The sequence below is a fragment of the Polyangium jinanense genome (assembly GCF_028435265.1).
Lineage (GTDB): Bacteria > Myxococcota_A > Polyangia > Polyangiales > Polyangiaceae > Polyangium > Polyangium jinanense.
Genome location: NZ_JAGTJK010000001.1, coordinates 82,656 through 104,998, shown reverse-complemented (window position 1 = coordinate 104,998; position 22,343 = coordinate 82,656). Strand labels below are relative to the sequence as shown.

The 22,343-nt window shown below is 70.4% G+C and carries 15 protein-coding genes; 9 read left to right on the top strand and 6 right to left on the bottom strand.

What is annotated here, in order from left to right; genetic code table 11:
- Positions 1-109: 109 nt before the first annotated feature.
- From KEG38_RS00460 to KEG38_RS00440, 5 genes are all read left to right on the top strand, one after another.
- Positions 110-1,591: a serine/threonine-protein kinase gene (locus KEG38_RS00460; protein WP_272416961.1), complete on the top strand. Its 1,482-nt coding sequence runs from the start codon at positions 110-112 to the stop codon at positions 1,589-1,591.
- Entirely contained in the window at positions 1,588-2,952 is a 1,365-nt protein-coding gene (locus tag KEG38_RS00455; protein WP_272416960.1) for a hypothetical protein, read from the top strand. The genes KEG38_RS00460 and KEG38_RS00455 overlap by 4 nt, the downstream gene beginning before the upstream one ends.
- Positions 2,953-3,000: 48 nt before the next feature.
- The gene (gene acs / locus KEG38_RS00450) at positions 3,001-4,968 is read left to right on the top strand and encodes an acetate--CoA ligase (RefSeq protein WP_272416959.1); all 1,968 of its coding nucleotides are present in this window, start codon (positions 3,001-3,003) and stop codon (positions 4,966-4,968) included.
- A 120-nt stretch (positions 4,969-5,088) separates the two neighbouring features.
- Positions 5,089-6,180 (top strand): hypothetical protein, encoded by a 1,092-nt coding sequence (locus tag KEG38_RS00445; protein WP_272416958.1) that lies wholly within the window; start codon positions 5,089-5,091, stop codon positions 6,178-6,180.
- A gap of 22 nt (positions 6,181-6,202) precedes the next feature.
- Positions 6,203-7,729: a serine/threonine protein kinase gene (locus KEG38_RS00440; RefSeq protein ID WP_272416957.1), complete on the top strand. Its 1,527-nt coding sequence runs from the start codon at positions 6,203-6,205 to the stop codon at positions 7,727-7,729.
- Positions 7,730-7,809: 80 nt separating this feature from the next.
- On the opposite strand, the gene KEG38_RS00435 is transcribed toward KEG38_RS00440, so the two are convergent.
- Together KEG38_RS00435 and KEG38_RS00430 are read right to left on the bottom strand one after the other, a co-directional pair.
- On the bottom strand, positions 7,810-8,583 hold the full coding sequence (locus KEG38_RS00435; RefSeq protein ID WP_136933489.1) for a Stp1/IreP family PP2C-type Ser/Thr phosphatase: 774 nt from the start codon (positions 8,581-8,583) through the stop codon (positions 7,810-7,812).
- 162 nt (positions 8,584-8,745) lie between these two features.
- On the bottom strand, positions 8,746-10,065 hold the full coding sequence (locus KEG38_RS00430; RefSeq protein ID WP_272416956.1) for a S1C family serine protease: 1,320 nt from the start codon (positions 10,063-10,065) through the stop codon (positions 8,746-8,748).
- Positions 10,066-10,319: 254 nt separating this feature from the next.
- Between KEG38_RS00430 and KEG38_RS00425 the strand changes: the two genes are divergently transcribed.
- The 4 genes from KEG38_RS00425 to KEG38_RS00410 all read left to right on the top strand — a co-directional run bounded on the left by KEG38_RS00425 (position 10,320) and on the right by KEG38_RS00410 (position 16,881).
- Entirely contained in the window at positions 10,320-10,904 is a 585-nt protein-coding gene (locus KEG38_RS00425; RefSeq protein WP_272416955.1) for an RNA polymerase sigma factor, read from the top strand.
- A gap of 4 nt (positions 10,905-10,908) precedes the next feature.
- The gene (locus tag KEG38_RS00420; RefSeq protein WP_272416954.1) at positions 10,909-15,426 is read left to right on the top strand and encodes a VIT domain-containing protein; all 4,518 of its coding nucleotides are present in this window, start codon (positions 10,909-10,911) and stop codon (positions 15,424-15,426) included.
- A gap of 82 nt (positions 15,427-15,508) precedes the next feature.
- A complete protein-coding gene (locus tag KEG38_RS00415) occupies positions 15,509-15,979 on the top strand; it encodes a hypothetical protein (protein WP_272416953.1) in 471 nt (156 codons plus the stop codon).
- Positions 15,976-16,881: a 3-hydroxyacyl-CoA dehydrogenase family protein gene (locus KEG38_RS00410; protein WP_272416952.1), complete on the top strand. Its 906-nt coding sequence runs from the start codon at positions 15,976-15,978 to the stop codon at positions 16,879-16,881. The genes KEG38_RS00415 and KEG38_RS00410 overlap by 4 nt, the downstream gene beginning before the upstream one ends.
- A gap of 75 nt (positions 16,882-16,956) precedes the next feature.
- Here the strand turns inward: KEG38_RS00410 and KEG38_RS00405 are convergent, their stop codons facing one another.
- Genes KEG38_RS00405 through KEG38_RS00390 form a run of 4 tightly spaced genes read right to left on the bottom strand, consistent with a single transcriptional unit; the run spans position 16,957 to position 22,060 of the window.
- The gene (locus tag KEG38_RS00405; protein ID WP_272416951.1) at positions 16,957-17,646 is read right to left on the bottom strand and encodes a tetratricopeptide repeat protein; all 690 of its coding nucleotides are present in this window, start codon (positions 17,644-17,646) and stop codon (positions 16,957-16,959) included.
- A 57-nt stretch (positions 17,647-17,703) separates the two neighbouring features.
- A complete protein-coding gene (locus tag KEG38_RS00400) occupies positions 17,704-18,342 on the bottom strand; it encodes a hypothetical protein (RefSeq protein ID WP_272416950.1) in 639 nt (212 codons plus the stop codon).
- Positions 18,339-21,140 carry a PEP/pyruvate-binding domain-containing protein gene (locus KEG38_RS55345; RefSeq protein ID WP_272416949.1) on the bottom strand — a complete coding sequence of 934 codons (2,802 nt, stop codon included), beginning with the start codon at positions 21,138-21,140 and terminating at the stop codon, positions 18,339-18,341. Before KEG38_RS55345 ends, KEG38_RS00400 begins: the two co-directional genes overlap by 4 nt.
- A gap of 35 nt (positions 21,141-21,175) precedes the next feature.
- Entirely contained in the window at positions 21,176-22,060 is an 885-nt protein-coding gene (locus tag KEG38_RS00390; RefSeq protein WP_272416948.1) for an alpha/beta hydrolase, read from the bottom strand.
- Between the last annotated feature and the right edge of the window lie 283 nt (positions 22,061-22,343).

The following is a 22,343-nucleotide window of genomic DNA, read 5'->3' as shown; positions in this document are numbered from 1 at the left end:
CGTGCACGCCACCGGGGAGCGGTGATAAGCTCGGTTCGATCGGCCGAAGGTTTTCTCTCGTTCGCTCGTCCATGGGGGGACGAGGTCGACCCGGCCTCGATGATCCCGCATGCCCGCTGCCGACGCTCCGCTGCCCGACGCCCCGACGAGCGACGGCTCGCTCGTCGGCCGTGACGTGGGCAAATACAAGGTCTCCCGCCTCATCGCCCGAGGCGGCATGGGCGCGGTGTACGAGGCGCTGAACACGAGCATCGGCAAGCGCGTCGCGATGAAGTTCGTCGACCCCGAGCTCGCCCGAAACGCTGACGCCGTGGCCCGCTTCCAGCGCGAGGCCGCGGCCGCGAGCGCGGTCGAGAGCGCGCACATCGTCACGATCTTCGACTCGGGCGTCACCGACGACGGGCAGCCCTTCATCGTGATGGAGTTGCTTCGCGGCGAGGACCTCGGCCACCGGATCAAGCGCCTCGGGCGGCTCGATCTCGACGTCACGCTCGACGTGATCGCGCAGCTCCTCCGCGGGCTCTGCCGCGCCCACGAGGCCGGCATCGTTCATCGTGATCTCAAGCCCGACAACGTCTTCCTCGCCGAACGCGACGACCAGACCGACTTCGTCAAGATCCTCGACTTCGGCATCTCCAAGGTGCGACGCACGGGCGGCGTCCCCGAGAAGACGATCACGCGCCAAGGCACGGTGCTCGGCACGCCGTTTTACATGTCGCCCGAGCAATCGCAGGCGCTGCCCGACATCGACGAGCGCACCGATCTCTGGTCGGTGGGCGCGATCCTCTACGAGTGCCTCACGGGCAGGCCCCCGCACGAAGGTCAGTCGTACGAGCAGGTCATCGTGAACATCTGCACGAAGGCCGTGCCCGACGTGCGCACGTGGAACCCTGAGGTGCCCGAAGCCGTGGCGCGTTTCCTCGTGAAGGCACTCAAGCGCAACCGGGACAAACGTTTTCCGAATGCGCGCGAGATGCTCGACGCGCTCGGCGCCGCCTCGGGTGGCCTGCTCCCGGCGCGCGCGCTCCGCGTCGGCGATACGGGCTCGCGTTCGTCGCCGGATCTTGCGCGAAACACGCCGCGCGCGGCCCAGACGAACGAGTCGGCGACGCGGCCCGCCGAGGAGGTCGGCACGGGTGGACCGTCACGTGTGGGCTGGTCGACGAACAGCGGCGCGAGCGGCGGCAAGGAGCGATCACGCGCGCTCTGGCTCGGTCTGGGCGCGTTCGCCGCTGCGCTGGCGATCGGCGTGGGTGTCATGTACAGCCGCAGCACGCCGACGTCCGCCACGCCTGCGTCACCCGTTCCCCCGACAACCCCAGCGAGCGAAGCGCGCGTCGAGCCGGCGCCCGAGCCCGTGCAGACAAACGAAACGAACCCCGCAGAAGCGCCCGCGCCGGAGGCGGCCGAGACGAAGCTGCCCGCGCCTGAGCCTTCCGAGGCGCCTCGAACGATGTCGACCTCGACGAGGAAGACCACGAAGACCGCGAACGCAAAGCCGGAGATCACGCCGCCGCAAGCGAGCGCCAAGCCGACGGCGACGATGAAGATCCAAGGCGTCGCCCCGCAGCTCAAGCTGAAGGTGGAATGAGCTCGCTCCTCGGTCGATTCAGGCCCCGCGCGGCCCTCGCCCTCACGCTCGCGTTCGCCACGGTCGCGAACGGCGCCCTCGCGGCCGGCGATCCCAAAGCCGAGAGCGCGCCCCTTCCCGACTCGTACAAGCAGCACATGGCGAACGGCGTGAAGCTCTACGGCGACGGCAACTTCGCCGCCGCCATCGTGGAGTTCCAGGCCGCCTACGCCGAGCGCCCGCGCGCGAGCCCCCTCGTCAACATCGCGCTCGCCCACAAGAGCCTCTTCCAGTACCCGCAGGCCATCGCCGCCCTCGAGCTCGCGCTCCGCAAGCACGCGGACACGATGGAGCCCGAGGACAAGGCCGCCGCCGAGAGCGCGATCGCCGAGATGCGCGCGCTCATCGGATACGTGAAGGTCGAGGTCTCGCCCTCGCACGCCGTGCTGCTCGTCGACGACGAGCCGCAGCCCCCCGGCACCGCGGACAAACCCCTGCCGCTCGGACCGGGCCGGCACCGGATCGGCGCGCGCGCCGAAGGCTACGAGGACGCCGAGGAGATCGTCACGGTCACGAGCAAGGACCAGGACAAGGTCGTCAAGCTCGCGCTCGTGCCGAACAAGGGCTGGGTCGTCGTGAAGACGGACGACCCCGAGATGGCCATCGCGATCGATCAGGTGCCGCTCGCGCTCGGCCAGTGGGCCGGGCTCGTCGAGCCGGGGACGCACCTCGTGCAGATGTACAAGCAAGGCGGCCCCGAGTACGCGTTCCAGGTGCTCGTCGTGGCCGGCAAAGCGCAGGAGGTTCGTCCCGACGTCGGCGGCGTACCCATCGCCGTGCCGCGCTCGCTCCCGGCCCCGCCGCCTCCTCCGCCCAAGATCGCAAAACCGCCGGATCCGCCCCTCCGCGGCGCGTATGCGAACGCGACGGGCGGCGTCTTCCTGATGCTCGGCGAGGAGGGCGCGGGCGGCATGGTCGGCGCGCGGCTCGGCTATCGGATCTCCACGCCGATCGGGCTCGAGTTTTTGTTCGACTACGCGAACAATCCCATCGCCACGAAGAGCGGCGACAGCACGGTCCGGCTGAACTCCGTGCGGTTCGGCGGGGGCGTGCGGCTCATGAGCCCCGGCAGGAAGGCGCGGTTCGTCGCCACGATCGGCGGCGGCCTCGCGTACAACTGGCTCGGCAGCGGCGAAAGCCCCGGGGGCGTCGCCTTCATCAACCTCGACACGGGCGTCGAGCTCGACTGGAGCGGCGTCCTGGTCGGTCTCGCCGCGCAGCAGACGCTCCTGCTCGGCGGGACCGACACCGCCGACGTCGAGCTCGCCGACCCCCGCGTGACCCTGGGCCTCGGAGCGCGCGTCGGTCTCGGCGGCTGGTGACGATGTTCTTCCGGAGCGGTATCCTCCGCGTCCGCCTTGGGAGGGCCCATGTCGAAGGAAGCCATCGAAAGCCTGCTGAAGGAGACGCGTAGGTTCGATCCGCCGGCCGAGTTTGCCGCGCGCGCGCGCATCAAATCGCGCGAGGCCTACGACGCGCTCTACCGCGAGAGCCTCGACGATCCGGACACGTTCTGGCGTCGCGAGGCGAAGGACCTCGTGTTCCGCACGCCGTGGACGCAGACGGTCGAGTGGAACCTCCCGCACGCGAAGTGGTTCGAGGGCGCGACGCTCAACGTCTCGGAGAGCTGCCTCGATCGGCACATGTCGACGCCGACGCGGAACAAGGCGGCGATCATCTGGGAAGGCGAGTACGGCGAGACGCGCACGCTGACGTACGCGCAGCTCTACCGCGACACCGTGCTCTTCGCCGACGCGCTCGCGAAGCTCGGCGTGGAGAAGGGCGACCGCGTGGCGATCTACATGGGCATGGTGCCCGAGGTCGTGGTGGCGATGCTCGCGTGTGCGCGGCTCGGCGCGGTGCACACCGTGATCTTCGGCGGCTTCGCGGCGGACGCGATCCGCGACCGCGTGCACGACAGCCAGGCGAAGGTCGTCATCACGCAGGACGGCGGCTACCGGCGCGGCAACGTGCTCGAGCTGAAGTCGACCGTCGACAAGGCGCTCGCGCAGCCGCAATCGGCGAGCGTGCAGAAGACCGTCGTGCTGCGTCACCTCGGCAGCGAGAAGTGTCCCGTGCAGATGACCGAGGGACGCGACGTGTGGTGGCACGAGATCGTCGATCCGAACGGCCACGCGCGTCGCGAGGCCACGATCGTCGACGCCGAGCACCCGCTGTTCATCCTCTACACCTCGGGCTCCACGGGCAAACCCAAGGGCGTGCTGCACACGACCGCGGGTTATCTCGTCGGCGCGCACGTCACCACGAAGTACGTCTTCGACCTGCGTGACGACGACGTCTACTGGTGCACGGCCGACGTCGGTTGGGTGACCGGGCACAGCTACATCGTCTACGGCCCGCTCTCGAACGGCGCGACGTGCCTGCTCTACGAAGGCGCGCCGAACTTCCCCGACTGGGGCCGCTTCTGGCGCCTCATCGAGCGGCACGGCGTGACCATCCTCTACACCGCGCCGACCGCGATCCGCGCCTTCATGCGCCAGGGCGACGACTGGCCGAAGAAGAGTGATCTTTCGAGCCTGCGCCTGCTCGGCTCCGTCGGCGAGCCGATCAATCCCGAGGCGTGGATCTGGTACCACAAGAACATCGGCGGCGAGCGTTGCCCCATCGTCGACACGTGGTGGCAAACGGAGACGGGCTCGATCCTCATGACGACCTTGCCCGGCGCCGCGTCGGCGAAGCCCGGATCGACGGGTTTGCCCATGTTCGGCGTGGTGCCGGACGTCGTGACCAAGGACGGCACGAGCGTCGGGGCGAACGAGGGCGGCATGCTCGTCCTCCGGCGCCCGTGGCCCTCGATCTTGCGCACCGTGTGGGGCGACGACGAGCGCTTCCGCAAGCAGTACTTCAGCGATGTCGAGGGCTGTTACTTCACGGGCGATGGCGCGCGCCGCGACGCGGACGGCTACTACTGGGTCGTCGGCCGCATCGACGATGTCCTGAACGTTGCGGGTCATCGCATCGGCACCGCGGAGATCGAGAGCACGCTCGTCTCGCACCCAGCCGTCGCCGAGGCGGCCGCGGTCGGTCGGCCGGACGACCTCAAGGGCCAAGCGCTCGTGGTCTTCGTGTCGCTTCGCCCCGGATTTACGGCGAGTCCCGAGCTCGCGACGAAGCTCGCGAACCACGTCGGCCAAGAGATCGGCAAGTTCGCCCGACCCGATCAGGTCCGCTTCGCCGACGCGCTGCCGAAGACGAGAAGCGGCAAGATCATGCGGCGCCTCTTGAAGGATGTGGCCACGGGGCGCGAGACCACCGGCGACACCTCGACCCTCGAAGACCTCAGCGTGCTCGCCAAGCTCCGCTCCAACGAGGAGTAAGACGCCCCCCTCGAACCGCGTCGTTCGACGCTCGGGGCTCTCGCTCCGCGAGCGGAGCTACGCCCCGAACCCCTGCGGTTCTCTTTCCGATCCAGCACGACCCGCGGTACCCTTTGGGGCATGCGGTCCGCGCTGACGCGTACGTTCTCCGCGATCACGGCTCTCGCCATGCTCGCCGCTGCGTGCCCGGCCCTCGCGCAGGGCAAAGGCGCCGGCAAGAAGCCCCCGGCCGAGCCCGCAGCGCCCGAGGATCCGAAGCTCGTCGAAGCGAAGAAGCACATGGAGGCGGGCGCGGCCTTCTACAACGATCCCTCCGGGCACAAGTGCGAGGAGGCGTATCGCGAGTTCAAGAAGGCCTACGAGCTCTCGGGCTCGATGAACGCGGTCAAGGGCATGGGCCTCTGCGCGATGGAGCTCGAGCGCGACGGCGAGGCGATCTCTCTGCTCGACAAATTCCTCGAAGCGAAGGGCGATCAGCTCGACCCCGCGGACAAGCAGCAGATGGAGACGGACCTCAAGGCGCTGCGGTCCGTGGTCGCGTGGGTGACGCTGAAGTCCGATCGTCCGGGCGTGACGATCACGGACGTGCGCACGCCGGCGCGCGGCTTTCCGATCACGAACCGCTACACGATCGGCCTCACGGACACGCGCATCGGCATCCACCCCGGCTCGCACGAGTTCAAGGCCAGCGTCGACGGCGCGCCCGATCAGATCTGGAAGGTCGACATCCCGAACGGCGGCAAGTTCGAGCGCGAGTTCGAGTTCGACAAGGGCAAACCCGTGACGGCCGAGGGTTTTACCGAGAAGGACTTCCAGAGCGGCGGCGAGGACAAACCCGCCGAGCAGCCCTCGCGTCCCGTGCCGATGACGGTGTTCATCGTGGGCGGCGCGGCGATCGCCGCGGGCATCGCGGGCGCGGTGGTCGGAGGCGTGCTCGCGACGGGCGCGAAAGCCGACTTCGACGCGTCGAACGGGAAGGCGAACACCGCATCGGAGCTCGTGGTCCTCGAGGACATGCGTTCGAAGGTCGTCACGCTGAACACGGTCGCGGACGTGTGCTTCGGCTTGGCCGCGGCGGGCGCGGTGGCGGCGACGGTCCTCTTCGTCATGCGGCCCGAGAAGAAGCCGACCGAGCCGCCGAAGGAGTCGTTTGCCTTCGCTCCATGGGCCACACCGCAGGGCGGCGGCATGATGGCCGTCGGGACGTTCTAGTCCGAAGGGACGAGGCGCACGTTTGGAGATCGAAGCCGGCACCATCATCGCGAATCGCTACCGCGTGATCCGCCCGCTCGGGCGCGGCGGGATGGGCGAGGTGTTCGCCGCGGAGAACACGCGCACCGGGCGCCAGGTGGCGATCAAGGTGCTGCACGCCGACGTGAAGGCGAAGCACTCGGCCGTCGAGCGCTTCCGGCGCGAGGCGCGCGCGGCGGGCTCGATCAACAGCGACTACGTCACGCAGGTCCTCGACGTCGAGGAGGACGCGAACTTCGGCATCGTGCTCGTCTTCGAGCTGCTCGAAGGCGAGAGCCTCATCGATCGGCTGAAGCGCACCGGGCCGATCCACTTCGACGAGCTCTACTTCATCCTCGAACAGGTCTGGATGGGCCTCGCGGACGCGCACCGCGTGAAGATCATCCACCGCGACCTCAAGCCCTCGAACGTCTTCCTCGAACGCCGTCCGGATGGCTCCACGCGGGTAAAGATCCTCGACTTCGGCATCTCGAAGCTGCCGAAGGAGTTGGAGGGCGAGACGCTCACCGAGATGGGCCAGAGCCTCGGAACGTTCTCGTTCATGCCGCCCGAGCAGATCGGCAAGGCAAAGATGGTCGACGAGCGCGCGGACATCTACGCGTGCACGACGATGATCTACCAGTCGCTCACGGGACAGCTCCCCTACCTCGCGAAGAACGTGCTCGTGATGGTGGAGATGAAGGCGAAGGCGCCGCCGCGCAGGATCGGCGACGCGATGGATGGCCCCATCGATCCACGGCTCGAAGCGTTCGTCGCACGCGGGCTCGCGCGTGATCCGGACCAGCGGTTCCAGACAGCGACGGAGGCGCTCGCCGCGTGGCGCGAACTGAGCCCGCGTTCGTCGGGCGTGCCGTACGCGCAGCCGAACACGCTCGGGACCGCACACACGATGCCCGCGCCGCAGACGGGGGTGTCGATGTCGCGCACGCCTTCGCATGCGTCGGCGTCCTTGAGCGGCGGGCCGCGCGGGACGATTCCCTACGACGTGACGCGCCAGGAGTCGCACATCCGTCGCCCCGAGCCTCCGCCGATCGAGGCGGAGAACACGACCGACGACGCGGCCGCGACGCTGGCAATGCCGATCGCGCGGCTCATGCCGAACCAGACCGGAGGGGCCCCGCAGTGGCCGCCGCTGCCGCAGCCGTCGGGATCGAGCGCGGCGCGGCCAAGCCCCTCGGGATATGGTTCGACCTCCAACAGTTACCCGGGTCTGTCGAGCTCGGGCACGTACGGCGCGGTGCAACCGCCCGTGCCCGCGTCGCCGAGCTACGGCGCGCCGATGCCGAACGCGACGTACCCGGAGGCCTCGCGATCCTATGGGCAGCAACCGATGAGCATGCCGGCGCAGCAGGCCCCGTGGCCGCAGCAAACCGGCATGCAGCCCCTCGCGACCGACCTCGCGCCGCAGCATGCGCCGCGCCGTGTGTGGCCCTTCCTGCTCGGCGGCGTTCTGTTCGCGCTGATCGGCTTCGCCATCGTCGCGGCGATCATGCTCTCGACGGGCAAGTGATCGCCGCGCGCGTCGCGCGCACAAAACGCATCACGCGCCGTGGGTGCGGCGCGTGAACGCGGGTCGGTGTTCGCCTTGGATCAGAGCGTCCAGCGGACGAGGACGCACGTGACGTTGTCGGGTCCGCCGTTCTCGTTGGCGCGCTCGATGAGCTTCGCGGTCGCGGTCTTGATGTCGCCGTGGCGCGAGAGGATGTCGGCGATCTCGGGGTCGCTCACGGGGCCGGAGAGGCCGTCGGAGCAGAGCAGGTAGGTGTCGTTGACGGCGGGCACCTCGAAGCGCGTGTCGACCTTGACGGTCTCCTTCATCCCGAGCGCGCGCACGATGACGTTCTTGTGCGGGAAGTTCGCGATCTCCTCGGGCGTGAGGCGCTTCATCTTGATGTAGTCGTTGAGCAACGAGTGGTCCTCGGTGAGGCACTCGAGCTTGCCGTCGCGATGCCGGTAGACGCGGCTGTCACCGACGTGCGCGATGTACACGCCGTCGTTCGCCGTGAAGATGCCGACGAACGTCGTCCCCATGCCGCGCTTCTTCGACTCGCGCTGCGCGGTTTCGTAGATGCGCAGGTTCGCGAGCTTGATGCCCGTGATGAGGCGGTTCTCCTCGTAGCCCTTCGTGCGGTCCATCTTGTAGGGCCACGTGCGCTCGGGATCCTCTTGCGTCTGCGCGAAGAATTCTTGCATCGCGTCGACGGCCATCTTCGAGGCGACCTCGCCCGATGCATGACCACCCATGCCGTCGGCCACGATGAAGAGGCCGTACTCCGCCATGATCGCGAAGTTGTCTTCGTTGTGATTACGCTTGCGGCCGACGTTCGTCTCGCCGGCAACCTCGATGCGGAGCTGTTGAGCCACGGTTCACCGAATGTGGGGGACGGAGCGGCTCGCCTTTTCTCGGTACCGATGGGTAGCCGAGAGCCGCGCTCGTCATGGTCGGGATCGTTCGGCGGGGTGTCAACGAGATCCCGCGAGTGGGTCGTCGCGAGTTCGTTTCCACGGGATCAGATGGGATCGATCTTACCTCCTGCGGTCGAGCACGTCCGCTCTGGGACGGGCTTGCGTGGGGGGAGGCGCATCGCCGAGCGTCGGCAACTCGGCCGGATGCGCAGGCGGCGCCTTGGGTGCGGCGCGCGGATCGGGCGCCTGACGAAGCGCGACCGTCACCTGACGATACTTGCCCTGGCCAAACACCGTGAGCGGCACCTTCTCGCCGACCGCGTGCGTCCGGATGACCTCCGCGAGCTGCTCGGGGCTCGTCACGGGCACGCCGTCGACGGCGACGATCATGTCGCTGACGGAGGGATCGCCGCCCTTGAGCTTGGCCTCGGCCGCGGGGCTGTCCGGGTGGATGCTCTGCACACGGACGCCCTTGGCGAACGTTCCGACCTCGGACGAACCCTGGATGCCGAGCCAAGCCGCGGGCGGGACCGCGGTCGGCGGGACCGTGCGCAGGAAGGAGCGGATCGCGTTGATCGGGATGCCGAACGCGACGGGGGTGCAGGGGCGACCCTCGTTCGGGGAGCAGCCGCGGCCGAGCAGGGCGACGACGCGCCCGTCCTCGTCGACGATCGGCGCGCCGAGGTCGAGCGGCGAGATGCGCGAGCCGAGCTCGAAGGCGTTCGCGAGCGTGGCGTCGTCGGCGCCGAGGAGGTTTTTCCGGCCGCGGATCACCATCTGCGAGACCGAAGGTTTGCCCTTGGCGCCCATCGCGAAGCTGCGGATGGTCGCGTCGGTGCGGAGCGGATCACGCGTGGAGGCGACGAGCCCTTCGGTCCAGCGGCCCGACTGCGGGACGAGGAGCGCGAGGTCCCAGGTGCGGTCGTGGTGGCCGAGCTTGACGCGAACGACGGAGCCGTCGGCGAAGCGCGCTTCGAGGTCGTTACCCGAGCCGAGCGGCGAGAGCGCGGCGAGGATGCGGCCATCCCCCGCGAGCGCAGCGCCGAGCGAAAGGGGCTGACCGGCGCGTTCGATCGCGACGACACCGCGGAGCGCCTTCTCCTCGACGGAGGGTTCTTTCTTCGCGTTGGGATCCGCGGGCGCGTTGGGATCCGCGGCGGGCGCGGGAGGGATCGCGGCGGGCGGAGCGGCTTGCAGCGCGGGCAGTTGCGGCGGCGGCGCGATGCGACGGGGCGGCGCGTTCGGCTGAGGCCGTGCGACCGGCGGGGCGGCGACATCGGCCGGCGCGACCGCGGGCGCCGCTTGGGCGAAGACCGCGGTCGGGGCCATGAGCGCGAGGACGGCGAGGCTGCCCGCGATCGACCAGCGTTGAAGATTCTTCACGCCGGAGGTGTGACCGAACGCGGGGGACTTTTCGGGCGAGGCGGGGAAATTCGTCATGGGAGGCGCTCCTCGAAGCTCGTCGGCGAGATCGGCGCTCGCGCGATGATGTAGCGTGGACGGGGGCGCTGCAAAGGTCGCGCCGTGGGCGGCCGGGTCGCCGGCAGGGGCCGGCGATCTCGATCGATCCTACCACGGCGAGGGGCGGAGCGCCTCGGGTCCACGCAAGTCGTTGGACGGGGATTTGGGGGGATCGCTTCGGTCGCGGTCACAAAAGAGGAGCTCCGAGCAACATGGCAGGCGAAGAGGCAACCATGGCCCCGGGTCTGGCACGTGCAGAGATGAAGGAAGGCCGATCGCACGCCGAGGAGGCGCGCGACATCGAGGAGCTCCTCGCGGCGGGCAACCATCGCGAGGCGCTCGCGCGGTGCGCCCGGGTTTATGCAGCGCCGATCGGTCGGCTTTGCATGGCCTTCACGGGCTCGCAGGCGGACAGCGAGGAGCTCGTGCAAGAGACCTTGCTGGCCGCGTACGACGCGTTCCCGACGTACCGAGCGGAAGGAAGCGTGAGAGCGTTCCTGTTCGGGATCGCGCGTCGCATTTGCGGTCGGTTCTCCGAGACGCAGGCGCGGCAGAAGGCGCGGCTCCGGCTGGTGCACGACACGTCGTCGGGACGGGCGGACGCGGGCGAGCTCGCGCTGGAGAAGGAGAGAGCGTCACGCGCGCGCGAGGCGCTCTCGAAGCTCAAGCCGAGCGAGCGGGAGGCCCTGGTGCTTCGGTACGACGCGGGGCTCAGCTTCCGAGAGGTGGCCCAGGCGTGCGGGATCGACGAGGCGGCGGCGCGGAAACGCGTGAGCCGCGCGCTCGGGAAGATGCGGGCGGAGATCGGCGAGGAGTGAAGCGATGAGCACGAGCGAGACGAACGTGGGTGGGCTCTGCCGCGAGGTCGAGGAGCGAATCGCCGAGGTGCTGGATGGTTCGGCGCCGAAGGAGTTGTTCGAGCACATCGCCGACTGCGACGCGTGCCGGGACCTCCGGTACGACGCGGAGCGCGCAGCGGAGTTCGTGGGGCACGCGGGCGGAGACTTTCGCGTGGACGCGGGTTTTGCGGAGAAGGTGCTCGCGCGGCTCGACGTGGAGAACCTGAAGCCGCCGGCCGGCGTGGCGCCGAAGAGCGTCGAGGCCGCGGTGTCGGCGCCGCGCACGGCGAAGAGCGTGGTTGCCGAGGATCGGGTCTCCGAGCCGAGGGTGACGGACATCGCGACGGCGAAGACGGAGGTCGCGACCGAGCCCCCGCCGGCGCGGACGAACACGTTGGTGTCCAAAGTTTCGGAGAACGGACTCGGTTCGACGCAGCCTTCGGAGGCGGTGAGCGACGAGGTCAAGGCGGCGCAGCCCGCGCAGGCGATCACCGAGCGTGAAACGTCGCGCTCGCGCGAGCCCGAGGCGAAAAGCGGGACGATGGGAGCCGCGCGCACGGCGCCGCCGCGGACGACGAAGGGGAGCGAGGGGGGCAAGGTCGTCTCGCTCTTTCGCCGCCCGAAGTTCGTCGCAGGGCTTCTCGGCGCGATGGCCGCGGCGGCCGCCGCCGGGTTCTACCTGAAAGGCCAAAAACAAGGGCCGGAGGAGCTGACGTTCGAAGCCGCGTGGTCGGGGAAGATCGACTCGATCTCGCGCGCGTCCGCCGACAAGGAAGGCGGGCTCGAAGCGTGTGATGCGAGCGGCGCGTGCAAGCCGGTCAAGCCGGGATGGGCGTGGAAGAGCGACACGACGCTGCGCACGGACGCGCGCACGCGGGCGTACGTGTCGCTCGCGGATGGCTCGCAGCTCGCGATCGATCGAGGCTCGTCGGTCTCGCTCGAGGGCGGCAAGGTGCGTCAGGCGAAGCTCGCCTTTGGGACGATCGTCGCGGACGTGGCGAGCCTGAAGCACGGGCCGTCGGCGAAGATCAGCGTCGATGACGGCGAGGTCGAGGTGGTCGGCACGAAGCTCGTCATGACGGCCAGCAAGGGCCGCGCGAGCGTCGAGGTTGCGCGGGGCGTGGTCCTCGTGCGTTCGGCGGCGTCGGGCAAGCCGGTCGCCGTGCGCGCGGGCGAGGAGGCAACGATCGAGAAGGGCCGCGAGCCGCTCGTGGCAAGCTCGTCGAGCGTCGCGGACTCGCTCGAATGGAGCGATCGATCGCCGGAGGAGCTCGACGCGCCGGTGCTGCGCGGTCTCGGGGAGCTCCGGGCGCGTAAGCCGGGACAAACCAAGGAGAAGGACCACGCGGTGCGGCTCGCGAAGCACTCGGTGAAGGTGCGCATCGTGGACGTCGTGGCGCGGACCGAGGTCGACGAGACGTTCACGAACGACACGGACGAGGAGCTCGAAGGCATCTTCCGGTTCCCGCTGCCACCGGGCGCGCAGATCGAAAAACTCGCGCTGGAGGTGGACGGCAAGATGATGGAGGGCGCGTTCGTCGACCGCGACAAGGGCGCGGCGATCTGGCGCGGCGTCATCCAGAACGCGGCGCCGAAGACGCCGAAGCCGCGGGAGGAGATCATCTGGGTGCCCGGGCCGTGGCGCGATCCGGCGCTGCTCGAGTGGCAGCGAGGCGGTCGTTTTGAGCTCAAAATTTTTCCGATCCCGAAGCGTGGCTCGCGTCGCGTGGTGCTGACGTACACGCAGACCGTGGACCAGGCGGCTGGCGTCCGGCGCTTCACCTATCCGCTCGCGCACGATCCGAGCGGGACGACGAAGATCGACGCGTTCGACCTCGACCTGCAGGTGCTCGGTCACGACAAGGAGTTCGGCGTGCAGACGCGCGGCTACGAGCTCTCGCCCTCGGGCGGCGACGCGTCGGCCGAGCGACGCACGATGAACGCGACGGGGTTCATTCCGGCCGGTGATCTGACGGTCGAGTACGCGCTCCCCGATCGGGATCGCGAGGCGACGGCGTGGGCGTACCGGATGGAGCCCGCGAGCGCACCGCTGCCGGAGGAGCCGAAGGACGGGCCGGCGGCGACGAAGGCGAAGACGACGGAGGAGAAGGACGCGGCCGCGGCGGCGCGCGCCATCGCGTTCGATGCGTCGCCGTACGTGGCGATCGCGCTCCGGCCGAAGCTGCCGCGATGGCAGGTGGCGAAGGAGCACGTGCACGCGATCGTCGTGGACACGAGCCGGTCGATGGTGGGAGAGCGTTTCGCGCGGGCGACGCGGCTCGCCTCGACGATCGTGCGCGAGATGGATCGGCGCGACTCGTTCGTGCTGCTCGCATGCGACACAGTGTGCCGGCCGATGACGCAGGACGGCCGCAGCGGTTTGCCGAGCCCGCCGGGCGCAGCGTCAGCAGGCGAGGTGGAGCGCTTCCTCGGGAGCGTCGAGCCGGACGGCGGCAGCGACATGGCCGCGGCCGTGAGCGCGGCGCGGAGCGCGGCAGGTGCGCTCGGCGGCAAGGAGCTCAGGATCGTCTACCTCGGCGACGGCACGCCGACCGTGGGCCCGACGCGTCCGTCGCACATCGAGGCCGCGGTGCGTAGCTCGCTGCCGGGCAGCGATGGTTCGGTCGTGGCCGTGGCCATGGGCGCCGACGCGGATCTGACCTCGCTCGCGGCGCTCGCGCGCGGCGGCGGCGGCGTGGTGGTGCCGTACGTGCCCGGGCAGAAGGTCTCGTCCGCGGCGCTCGACGTGCTCTCGGCGGCGTACGGCGTGACGCTGCGGGATCCGGAGATCGAGCTGCCGTCGGGACTCACGCAGGTCACGCCCGGGCGGCTCGATCCGATCCGCGCCGGCGGCGAGACGTTCGTCGTGGCGCGCATGTCGAGCGGCGACGCGATCGAAGGGGCGATCCGGCTGCGCGGCCGCGTCGCGAGCGAGCGGTTCGAGCAGACGTACCCGATCAAGATCCTCGCGACGTCGAGCGCGGGCAACGCGTTCGTGCCGCGGCTCTACGCCGCCGCGAAGATCGCGGAGCTCGAGAACACGGGCGGCGCGGCGAGCAAGCTCGCGGCGATCGAGCTGTCGAAGCGCTTTGCAGTCGCGAGCCGCTTCACCTCGCTGCTCGTGCTGGAGAGCGAGGCGATGATGAACGCGTTCGGCCTCGAACGAACGCGCGTCGCGCCGACGTTCACGGGCGAGGAGCTCGCGCAAAGCTCGAACGCGGACGCCGAGGGCGAGGAGAAGACCGCCGACCCGGCGAAGGAAGAGGCCGAGGGCTCTGGCGAGCTCGACACGCGGGGCGCTGAAACGTCGAAGAAGGGCGGGGCGAGCGCACCTGCTGCCGAGGCCCCGTTCGATGCGTTCAACGACGACGCCGCAGCGGCGCCCCCGCCGCCTGCCGCGCCCGCGGCGACCGCAACGGCGGCGCCGGCGCCGAAGCCCGCGTCGAGGGCCCTCGGCGGCGAAGGCTGGGGCGGGAGCGGCCGGGGAGACGACGGCTTCGGCTCGGGCCGGGGGCGATTGGGCCGGACGCAGCGCCTCGTCCCGATGCGTCGAATCTTTGAGCGCAAAGGATCGTTCGAGGCGCTGAACACGCTCGCCTCGCAGAACGCCTCGAAGCTCCTCGCTGCCGAGAGCGCGCTCGCGAGCACGCCCGACAGCCGCGACAAGACCGTGGATCTCTTCGCGCTCTACGCGACGGCCGGGCGCCTCGGCGAGGCGCAAGAGCTCACGGCGAAGTGGAGCGGGCGCGACGCGCTCGATCCGGACGCGCTGACGGCGCGCGCGGATCTCGCGGCGCGGCAGGGCGATCGGGAGCGCGCGATCCGGATCCTCGGCGGCCTCGCGGACGTTCGTCCGGGCGATCGCGCCACGCAGACGCGGCTCGCGAAGATGCACGAGGCCTCGGGCAACCACGCCCTCGCCTGCGAGCACCGCATCGCGCTCGCGGACATGGCACCCGGCGAGGCGAAGCTCGTCGCGGATGCGGTGCGCTGCGCGAACACGCTCGGCATGACGGAGCTCGCGAGCCTGCTCAAGCTCGACGCGAGCGAGTCGGTGCGCGCCTCGATCGACAAACTCCTCGCGCTGCCCGGCCCCCCGCCCTCGTCCGTGCTCACCGGCGACATCCAGGTCTCGGCCGAGTGGACGGGTGGCGTGGACCTCGACATCGGGCTCATCGACGCGCAAGGCCGCCGCACCTCGTGGCTCGGCTCGCCTGGCAAGGCGCTCCTCAGCGCGCGGGACGTGACGAGCACACGGACCGAGGCGCTCGGGCTCGTGAACACGCCTTCGGGCAGCTACGTGGTCGAGATCGCCCGCGCGTCGGGCGCGGATCAGAACATCCCGGTGCGCGGCGAGCTGACGCTCAAGCTCGCGGGCGAGACGCGGAAGGTGCCGTTCGTGCTCACGGGTCCGCGCGCGGAGGTCGGGACGATGCGGGTGTTCTTCACCTCTCGCCTGGTCCCGGTCACGGACGTGCCCTTCAATCCCTGGGGTCCGTGAAAGGGCCGGCCCCCTGGAGCGCGCATCGGCCGGGGGGCTTCCCATGGACTTCGGGCCGGAAGTGGGGCATTCCCTCCCCACCATGAGCGCAGCGCACGACGCCCACGGAGATCACGCCGCGGGCCACCACGCCTCCCACGATCACGACCACTTCGACAACGATCCGGTGCAGGAGCTGCCGGCCGACGAGCCGCGCACGCCCACGTGGATCCCGATCGTGGGGCTCTTGCTCTTCTTCTTCGCGGGCACCGCGTGGCTGCTCGCGGGCAGCGGTGACGAGGCCCAGCCGAAGACCGACAGCGCGCCCGCCCAGGTCGCGCCGCAAGCCGCGCCGCAGCCGCAAGCGCTGCAGCCGCAAGCGCAGCCCGCGCGCTTGCCGCCTGCGGCCCCGCAGGCGCGTCCGACCCCGGCGCCGCTCGGCTCCGGTGGCCTGCGTCAGCTCACGCCGGATCAGGCGAAGCAGATCCAGCAGCAGATCGAGGCGCTCCGCGCGCGGCAGCAGCAGCCGGGCGGCGCGCCGCAGCCGCAGCCCGCGCCGCCGGTGCCGCGATGAGCGAGGTGATCCAGGCTTCGGACGTGCGTCGCGTCGTGGTCCTCGGCGCGGGCACGATGGGCCAGGGCATCGCGCAGGTGACGGCGCAGGCCGGGTACGTGACGCATCTCTACGACGTGGATGCGGCGCGGATCGGGCGCGCGATCGAGTCGATCAAGCAGGCGACGGATCGGCTCGTGCAGAAGGGCAAGATGCTGAACGAGGCGCGCAGCGAGCTCATCGGCGCGCTCGTGCCCACGTCGGATCTCGCGCAGGCGTGTCGTGACGTGGACCTCGTGATCGAGTCCGCGCCCGAGCAGATGGACCTCAAGGTCGGGCTTCTTCGCGAGGTGAAGGCGCTCGCGCCGGAGCGCGCGATCCTCGGCACGAACACGTCGAGCCTGTCGATCACGGAGATCGGCACGCGCACGGCCGCCGCGGCGCGCACGATCGGCCTGCACTTCTTCAACCCGCCGCCCGTGATGGAGCTGCTCGAGGTGGTGCGGGGGCTCGGCACGGACGAGGCCGTCGTCGCGGCGAGCCTCGCGATCGCCAAGCGCATCGGCAAGACGCCGATCGTCGTGAACGACATGCCCGGGTTCGCGACGAGCCGGCTCGGCGTGGTGATCGGCGCGGAGGCGATGCGCATGCTGGAGAGCGGCGTGGCCTCGGCGGAGGACATCGATCGGGCGATGGAGCTCGGCTACCGGCACCCGATGGGCCCGCTCAAGCTGACGGATCTCGTGGGCCTCGACGTGCGGCTCATGATCCTCGAGCACCTGCACCGCGAGATCGGCGAGCAGTTCCGGCCGCCCGCGATCCTGCGGCAGATGGTGCGCGCAGGCAGGCTCGGCAAGAAGTCCGGCGAAGGGTTTTACCGCTGGACCGAGTCGGGCCCCGTGCCGATCGCGCACAAGCGCTGACCCGACGCGGACCAAAACACGAAGGCCCGCTGGCTTCACGCCGGCGGGCCTTTCGTTTTGAGCTCCAACGAGTCGTTACTTGTTGAGCTTGTCCTTCTTGGCGTTCTCTTCCGCCTCTTTTTCACGCTCGGCCTGGCGCTTCTGGATGCGCTCCTTCACGGCGGCGTAGTCCTTCTCGTCCTTCACGCGGCGGTCGATGACCTTCTGCCGCTCTTCGGGCGTGCCCGCGTATCCCTTCGCGTCGGCCTGGTCCTTGAGGAACTGGGCGTACTTCGCCCACGCCTCCTTGCCCACGTCGAGCTTGCGTTGACGCTCGCGCAGGTCGGCCAGAACGAAGAGCACCTTCGACTTGAGATCCGCAGGGCCGTCCTTGTTCAGCGCGGCGCTCCACACGGCCTCGGCCTCCTCGGGTTTGCCCGAGGCGAGCTGCGCCTCGCCGAGCCGGTAGAAGGCGAGCATCTTCGTCGAGTCGACCTTGATCGCGTCCTGGAACGCCGTCACCGCGCTCGGGAAATCACGCGCGACGAACGCGTCCTCGCCCTTCTTGATCGCCTCCATGTAGGGGCTGATCCCCATCTTGTTCTGGGGATCCTTGAGCGGGCCTGCCGGCGCCGTCGGGGCCGTCGGAGCCGCCGCGCCCGCGGCGGGCTTGGCAGCAGGCTTGGCCGCGTCGGGTTTCGCAGGCGCCGCACCCTGGCCGAGCGCCGTTCCGGCGAGCGCGAGCGAAGAGATCACGAGGGAGGCAACGAGCAGACGGCTTGCCATGGCCCGAGCAGCCTACCTCAGCCCCGGACGGCATGGAACTTCTGCCGAAAAGAAACCCTACCGGCCGTCCACCGACGCGTCGCTCGGTCCCGCATCCCCAAAACCCCCGGAATCCCCCGGCGAACCCGCGTCGAACGCCGTCTCCTTGGCCTGCGCAGGCGCCGCCGACGCGCCGAGCGGGGCGAGCCGGCCCTCGGCGTCAGGCGGCCAGGCGAAGCGCTGCACGTCGCCCGTGGCGCGGTCGACGAGCGCGACGAACGCAGCGCGGGGGCTATCGGCCATGCGCACCTTGAGGCGCGTGGAGACGTTCGTGAAGTCCGGTCCGCGCAAGGGGCCGCGACGTCGATCCTTCGAGTCGCGATCGAGCATCGGCACGTCGAAGCGGATCCGATCGAGCAGCTCCTTGCCGACCCAGAACTCGACCGCGAACCGGCCCATCATGCGCACCGTGGGCGTCGGCGTGTTCACGAGGACCGAGGAAACACGCGGGAGCGAGGCCTTGCCGCCCTGGACCTGGATGTCGAAGACCCACTGCTTCTTCGACGCATTGCCCGGCGGATCCGGGGGAAAACCACCCCGAGGAGGCTCGGGCGCGGCGGGCGCCTTCGCGCGGGAGGGCTCGGCGAGCGAAAGCGCAGCGGCAGCGCCGAGGGCAGCGCCGAGGCCGAGCGCGAGGAAGAGGCGGCGGTTCTTCACGTGTCCTTGGACCTGACATCGTCGCCGAAGATTTCAATCGTCCCGCGGTCGCCGTCGACACGGACACGATCGCCGGTGCGAATCGCGACGGTGGCGCCCGGGACGTTGACGACGGCCGGAACGCCGTACTCACGCGCGACGATCGCCGCATGCGAGAGCGGGCCGCCGAGCTCGGTGACGACCGCAGCAGCGACGAGGAAAAGCGGCGAGAGGCCAACGTCCGTGGTGCGCGTGACGAGGATCTCGCCGGCGCAGACGGCGTCGAGGCCGCTCGTGCCGGGCGCGAGGACACGCGCGCGGCCCTCGACGACGCCGCTCGACGCCGGCAGGCCGACGAGGCGGCGGCCAAACGCGGGCGGGAGCTGGACGGGCGGCGGGCGGCCGATGAAGGTGGGCGGAGGATCGGGGCGCTGGGCATCGCGCAGGTGCTCGGCGCGGCGGAGGCGCGCGACGTGGCCGATCTCGGCGCGGCCGCTGCGGAGCGCGAGGATGAGCTCGTCGTAGGTGCAGAAAAAGACGGCGCCCGTGGGCAAGGTGGGGTCGATGCGGCGGAGGCGTCGATCGACGTCGAGCGCGATGGTGCGGAGCATGCCGAGGACACGCGTGACCCACATGCGCATGCGCTCGCGGAGACGCGTGAAGCGCTGCGTGCGCGTGACGAGGGCGCGGACGGCGTAGAGCACGGCCGGGCCGATGCGCGTTTCGAGCTGGGCCATCTCGCGATCGGCGAGGGCGCGAGCACGAGCGAGGGCGCGATCGGGGTCGCTGTCGGGCGCGCGGAGGGCAGCGACGAGCATGGCGAGGACCGCGGTGGGATCCTCGCGCCAGCGCGGCGTGGAGAGCTCGGCCTCGCGGACGGCACGGTCGCCGAAGGTGTCGAGGAACGATTCGAGCTCGCGGCGCGTGGGACCGTCGGGAAGATCGTTCAGGGCGCGAACTTTTCCGGCGAGGAGGCATTCGCGGGCCTCGGGTTCTTCGCGCGCGCGCACGGCGATGCGGGCGAGGGCAACGCCGGGGCCCGCGCTTTCGAGCTCGCGAACACCGCCGACGAGGGCATGCGCGAGAGACGTGCCGGTCGAGAGGGACCGGGGCATGAGCGGATCCATCGCGAGCGCGGCGTCTTCGTCGTCACGCGCGGACGAGCGGCGCGCGGCGACACGATCGAGCAGGCGCGCGAGCGCAAGGTGGCTCGCGAGCGAGGCCGAGGCGCACGAGAGCATCAACGTGCCCGTGCGATCGAGCAGCGCGCTCGCGGTGCGCAGCGTGGTGGCGAGCGCGTCGTCGGGCAGGAGGCCGAGGTCCATCTCGGCGAGGGAGCGACGCGCGCGTTCGGCTTCGACCTCGTAACTCGCGACGTCACGTTCGAGCCGCGCCTGGCTCGCGAGCACGCGCGGGGCCACGACGGGCAGGCGCGCGAGGAAGCCGCGCTTCGAGACGTCCTCGGTTTGTCGTTCGAGGAGCGCGATTGCGGCCTCGCCCGCGCCGCCGGAGGCTTGCAGAAGCGCACGCGGCGAGAGCAGCGGAACCTGCGCGGCGATTTGCATGAACGCGGTGAGGTTCAGGTAGAAGCGCCCGTGCACGTTGGTGACGAGGTGCGCGCCGCGCGGAACACGACAGCCGAGCGCGGCGAACGCTTCACGGAAACCCTTCTCGCTGAAGCTCCGCGCGATCGACCACGTGAGCGGCGTCGCCGCGCCGGGCAAAGCCTCGCCGACGTTCGCGCGTGACCAGACCGTCTGCGCATCGCCGCCCTCGGGAAAACCTCCGCCGCCGATCGGACGCACCTGCAGGAGGAGCACTTGATCCTTGCCCTCGGGCGTCCGCTCGACGGCGAACTCCACGTCGAAGGGCCCGGTGCCGCCTTGTTCGAGCCGGCTCGCGAGCTCGCCGAGCTGCCCGATCGCCTCGTGCGAGAGCGCGGGTAGCCTCGTGCGATCCTCGGGGATCGCGACCTCCTCCATGCCACGCGGGCCGACGACGAGCGCGCGTCGCTTCTCGGCGACGACCGTCGCGACCACGCCGCCCGCCTTCGCGAAGCGCACCGAGTCCGTCGGCATCGCGCCCTCCACGACGGGCGCGCCGAGCCCCAGCGTGACGTTGACGAGCCGCTCGTTCTCGCCCCAGTGCTCGCCCGCGAGCCCCGGCGGCGGCGCGGTGAACAAGACGCCCGCGGCCTCGGCGCGCGCCATCACCTGCACGAGCACGGCCATGGCCACGTCACGCACGCCGTGGTGCGCGAGGTAGTCGATCGCGCGCGGCAAAAACGCGCTCGCCCACACTTGCTTGATCGCCGCGGCGAGCCCCTCGGGCCCACGCACGCCGAGGAGCGTGGTCGCGAGCCCGGCAAAACTCGTCTCCTCGCCATCCTCGCACGTCGCGCTCGAACGCACGGCGAGACCCCACGGCGCGCTCTCGCCGACGTCCGCCCAGAGCGCTTCGATCGCAGCTTGCAGCGGCGCGGCGAGCGGGGCCGCCTGGATGCGATCGCGGGCGCGCGCGGCGCGATCGATGCCCGTGCGGCTGCCGGCGAGCTTGATCAGCGTGGGCAGGTCGTGGCCGCGCGGGAGCGTGGTCTCGGCGAGTGCGTCGAAGTGATCGGCGGGAAGGACCCAGCCGCGCGGAACGGGCAGGCCTTCACGGACGAGGCGCCCGAGGCTCGTGGCCTTGCCGCCGAAGCGCCGGGCGTCGCCGCGCCTGCGGCCAAAGGCGAGCGCGAGCGGACGGAGGGTGTTCTCGTAGCCGCTCGGCGTGTCCGTGCCGCCGGGCGTTCTCGCTGCTCGCGCCGAAGGGTCGACCACGCCGACGCCTTACCATGCTTTGTGCGCGGCGGCGCTCAGGGGGCGGGCAAGCCGCGCAAGACGCGCTCGTGCCAGAGCAGCATCTCGGCCCCACCGGGCCCTCGGTTCCAGGCGTAATCGTGCGGCCCCGGCGTCACGACGAGCTGATGCGGGACCTTTTCCTCTGCGAGCGCCGCGGAGAGCGCCCGCACGGCTGGCAGGAACGGATCGTCGTCGCTCGACACGATCCTCAGCGCGAACGGCTGCCGGTCCATGGCCGCACGCGCGAGCTTGGCGAAGACCGGGGCCTCCTCGGGCTTCAACGCCGGCTGGAGCGCACCGACCGCGCCGAAGATCTCCGGGTGCGCGAACCCGACGAAGAGCGCAAGCCGTCCGCCCATGCTGACGCCGTCGATGCCCGTCGCCGCGCGATCCGAGGACGCCTTCGCCTCGGCGCGCACGCGCGGCAGGAGCACGTCGGTCACGAATCGGCCGAAGGGCGCGGCGCCTTTCTCGGATCGATCCGCGACGACGGGCGTGTACGGGCACGCGACGACGAGCCCCTCGTACGGGTGTTTTGCGAGCGAGTCGTTCATCTGCGCGAGCCGGTCGGGTCGGACAAACCCTTCGAGATCCACACCTGTCAGCGGCGGCGCGAGAAGCCTTCGATCGATCCGATCGAGGCCGTAATCATCCCGCCACGCAAACGCGCCGACCTCGAGCCCACGCCCCGATTCGCCACGACCATGCAGCGCGACGAGCACAGGCAGAGGCCGCGTGGACGGCGCGGCGAGGACGAGGGCGCGCTCCTCTTCCGGCGTGAAAGAGAGGTCTTTCCAGCGAAGTCCGTCCACCGGCGACGGCGGCGTCTGCTTGCTGCGACAGGCGCCGATCGAGAACGCGGCGAGGCCGAGGAGGGCGCGGCGGCGGGTGAAGGCCATCAGCCAAGCTCTCTAGCGGAGCTCTTCGCGTCCGTCATGGGCGAGCGAACGAGCCGTGCGAACGACCCGTTTTCACATTTCCGATCGCCTGCCACCAAAGCCGCAATCCGACAGGCTCCTCCGTGCTGCGCGGTAGCGTTTGGCGCTCGTCACGCTATGGATCCAAAGTAGTACGGCGCCGAAACATCAGCGACGGCCGGGCCGGAAATCCAGCGGTATTCGCCCGCCGGATGTGCCCTGGTCGAGCCCGACGGCCTTCTGTTCATGGTGGGGAGACCAGGAA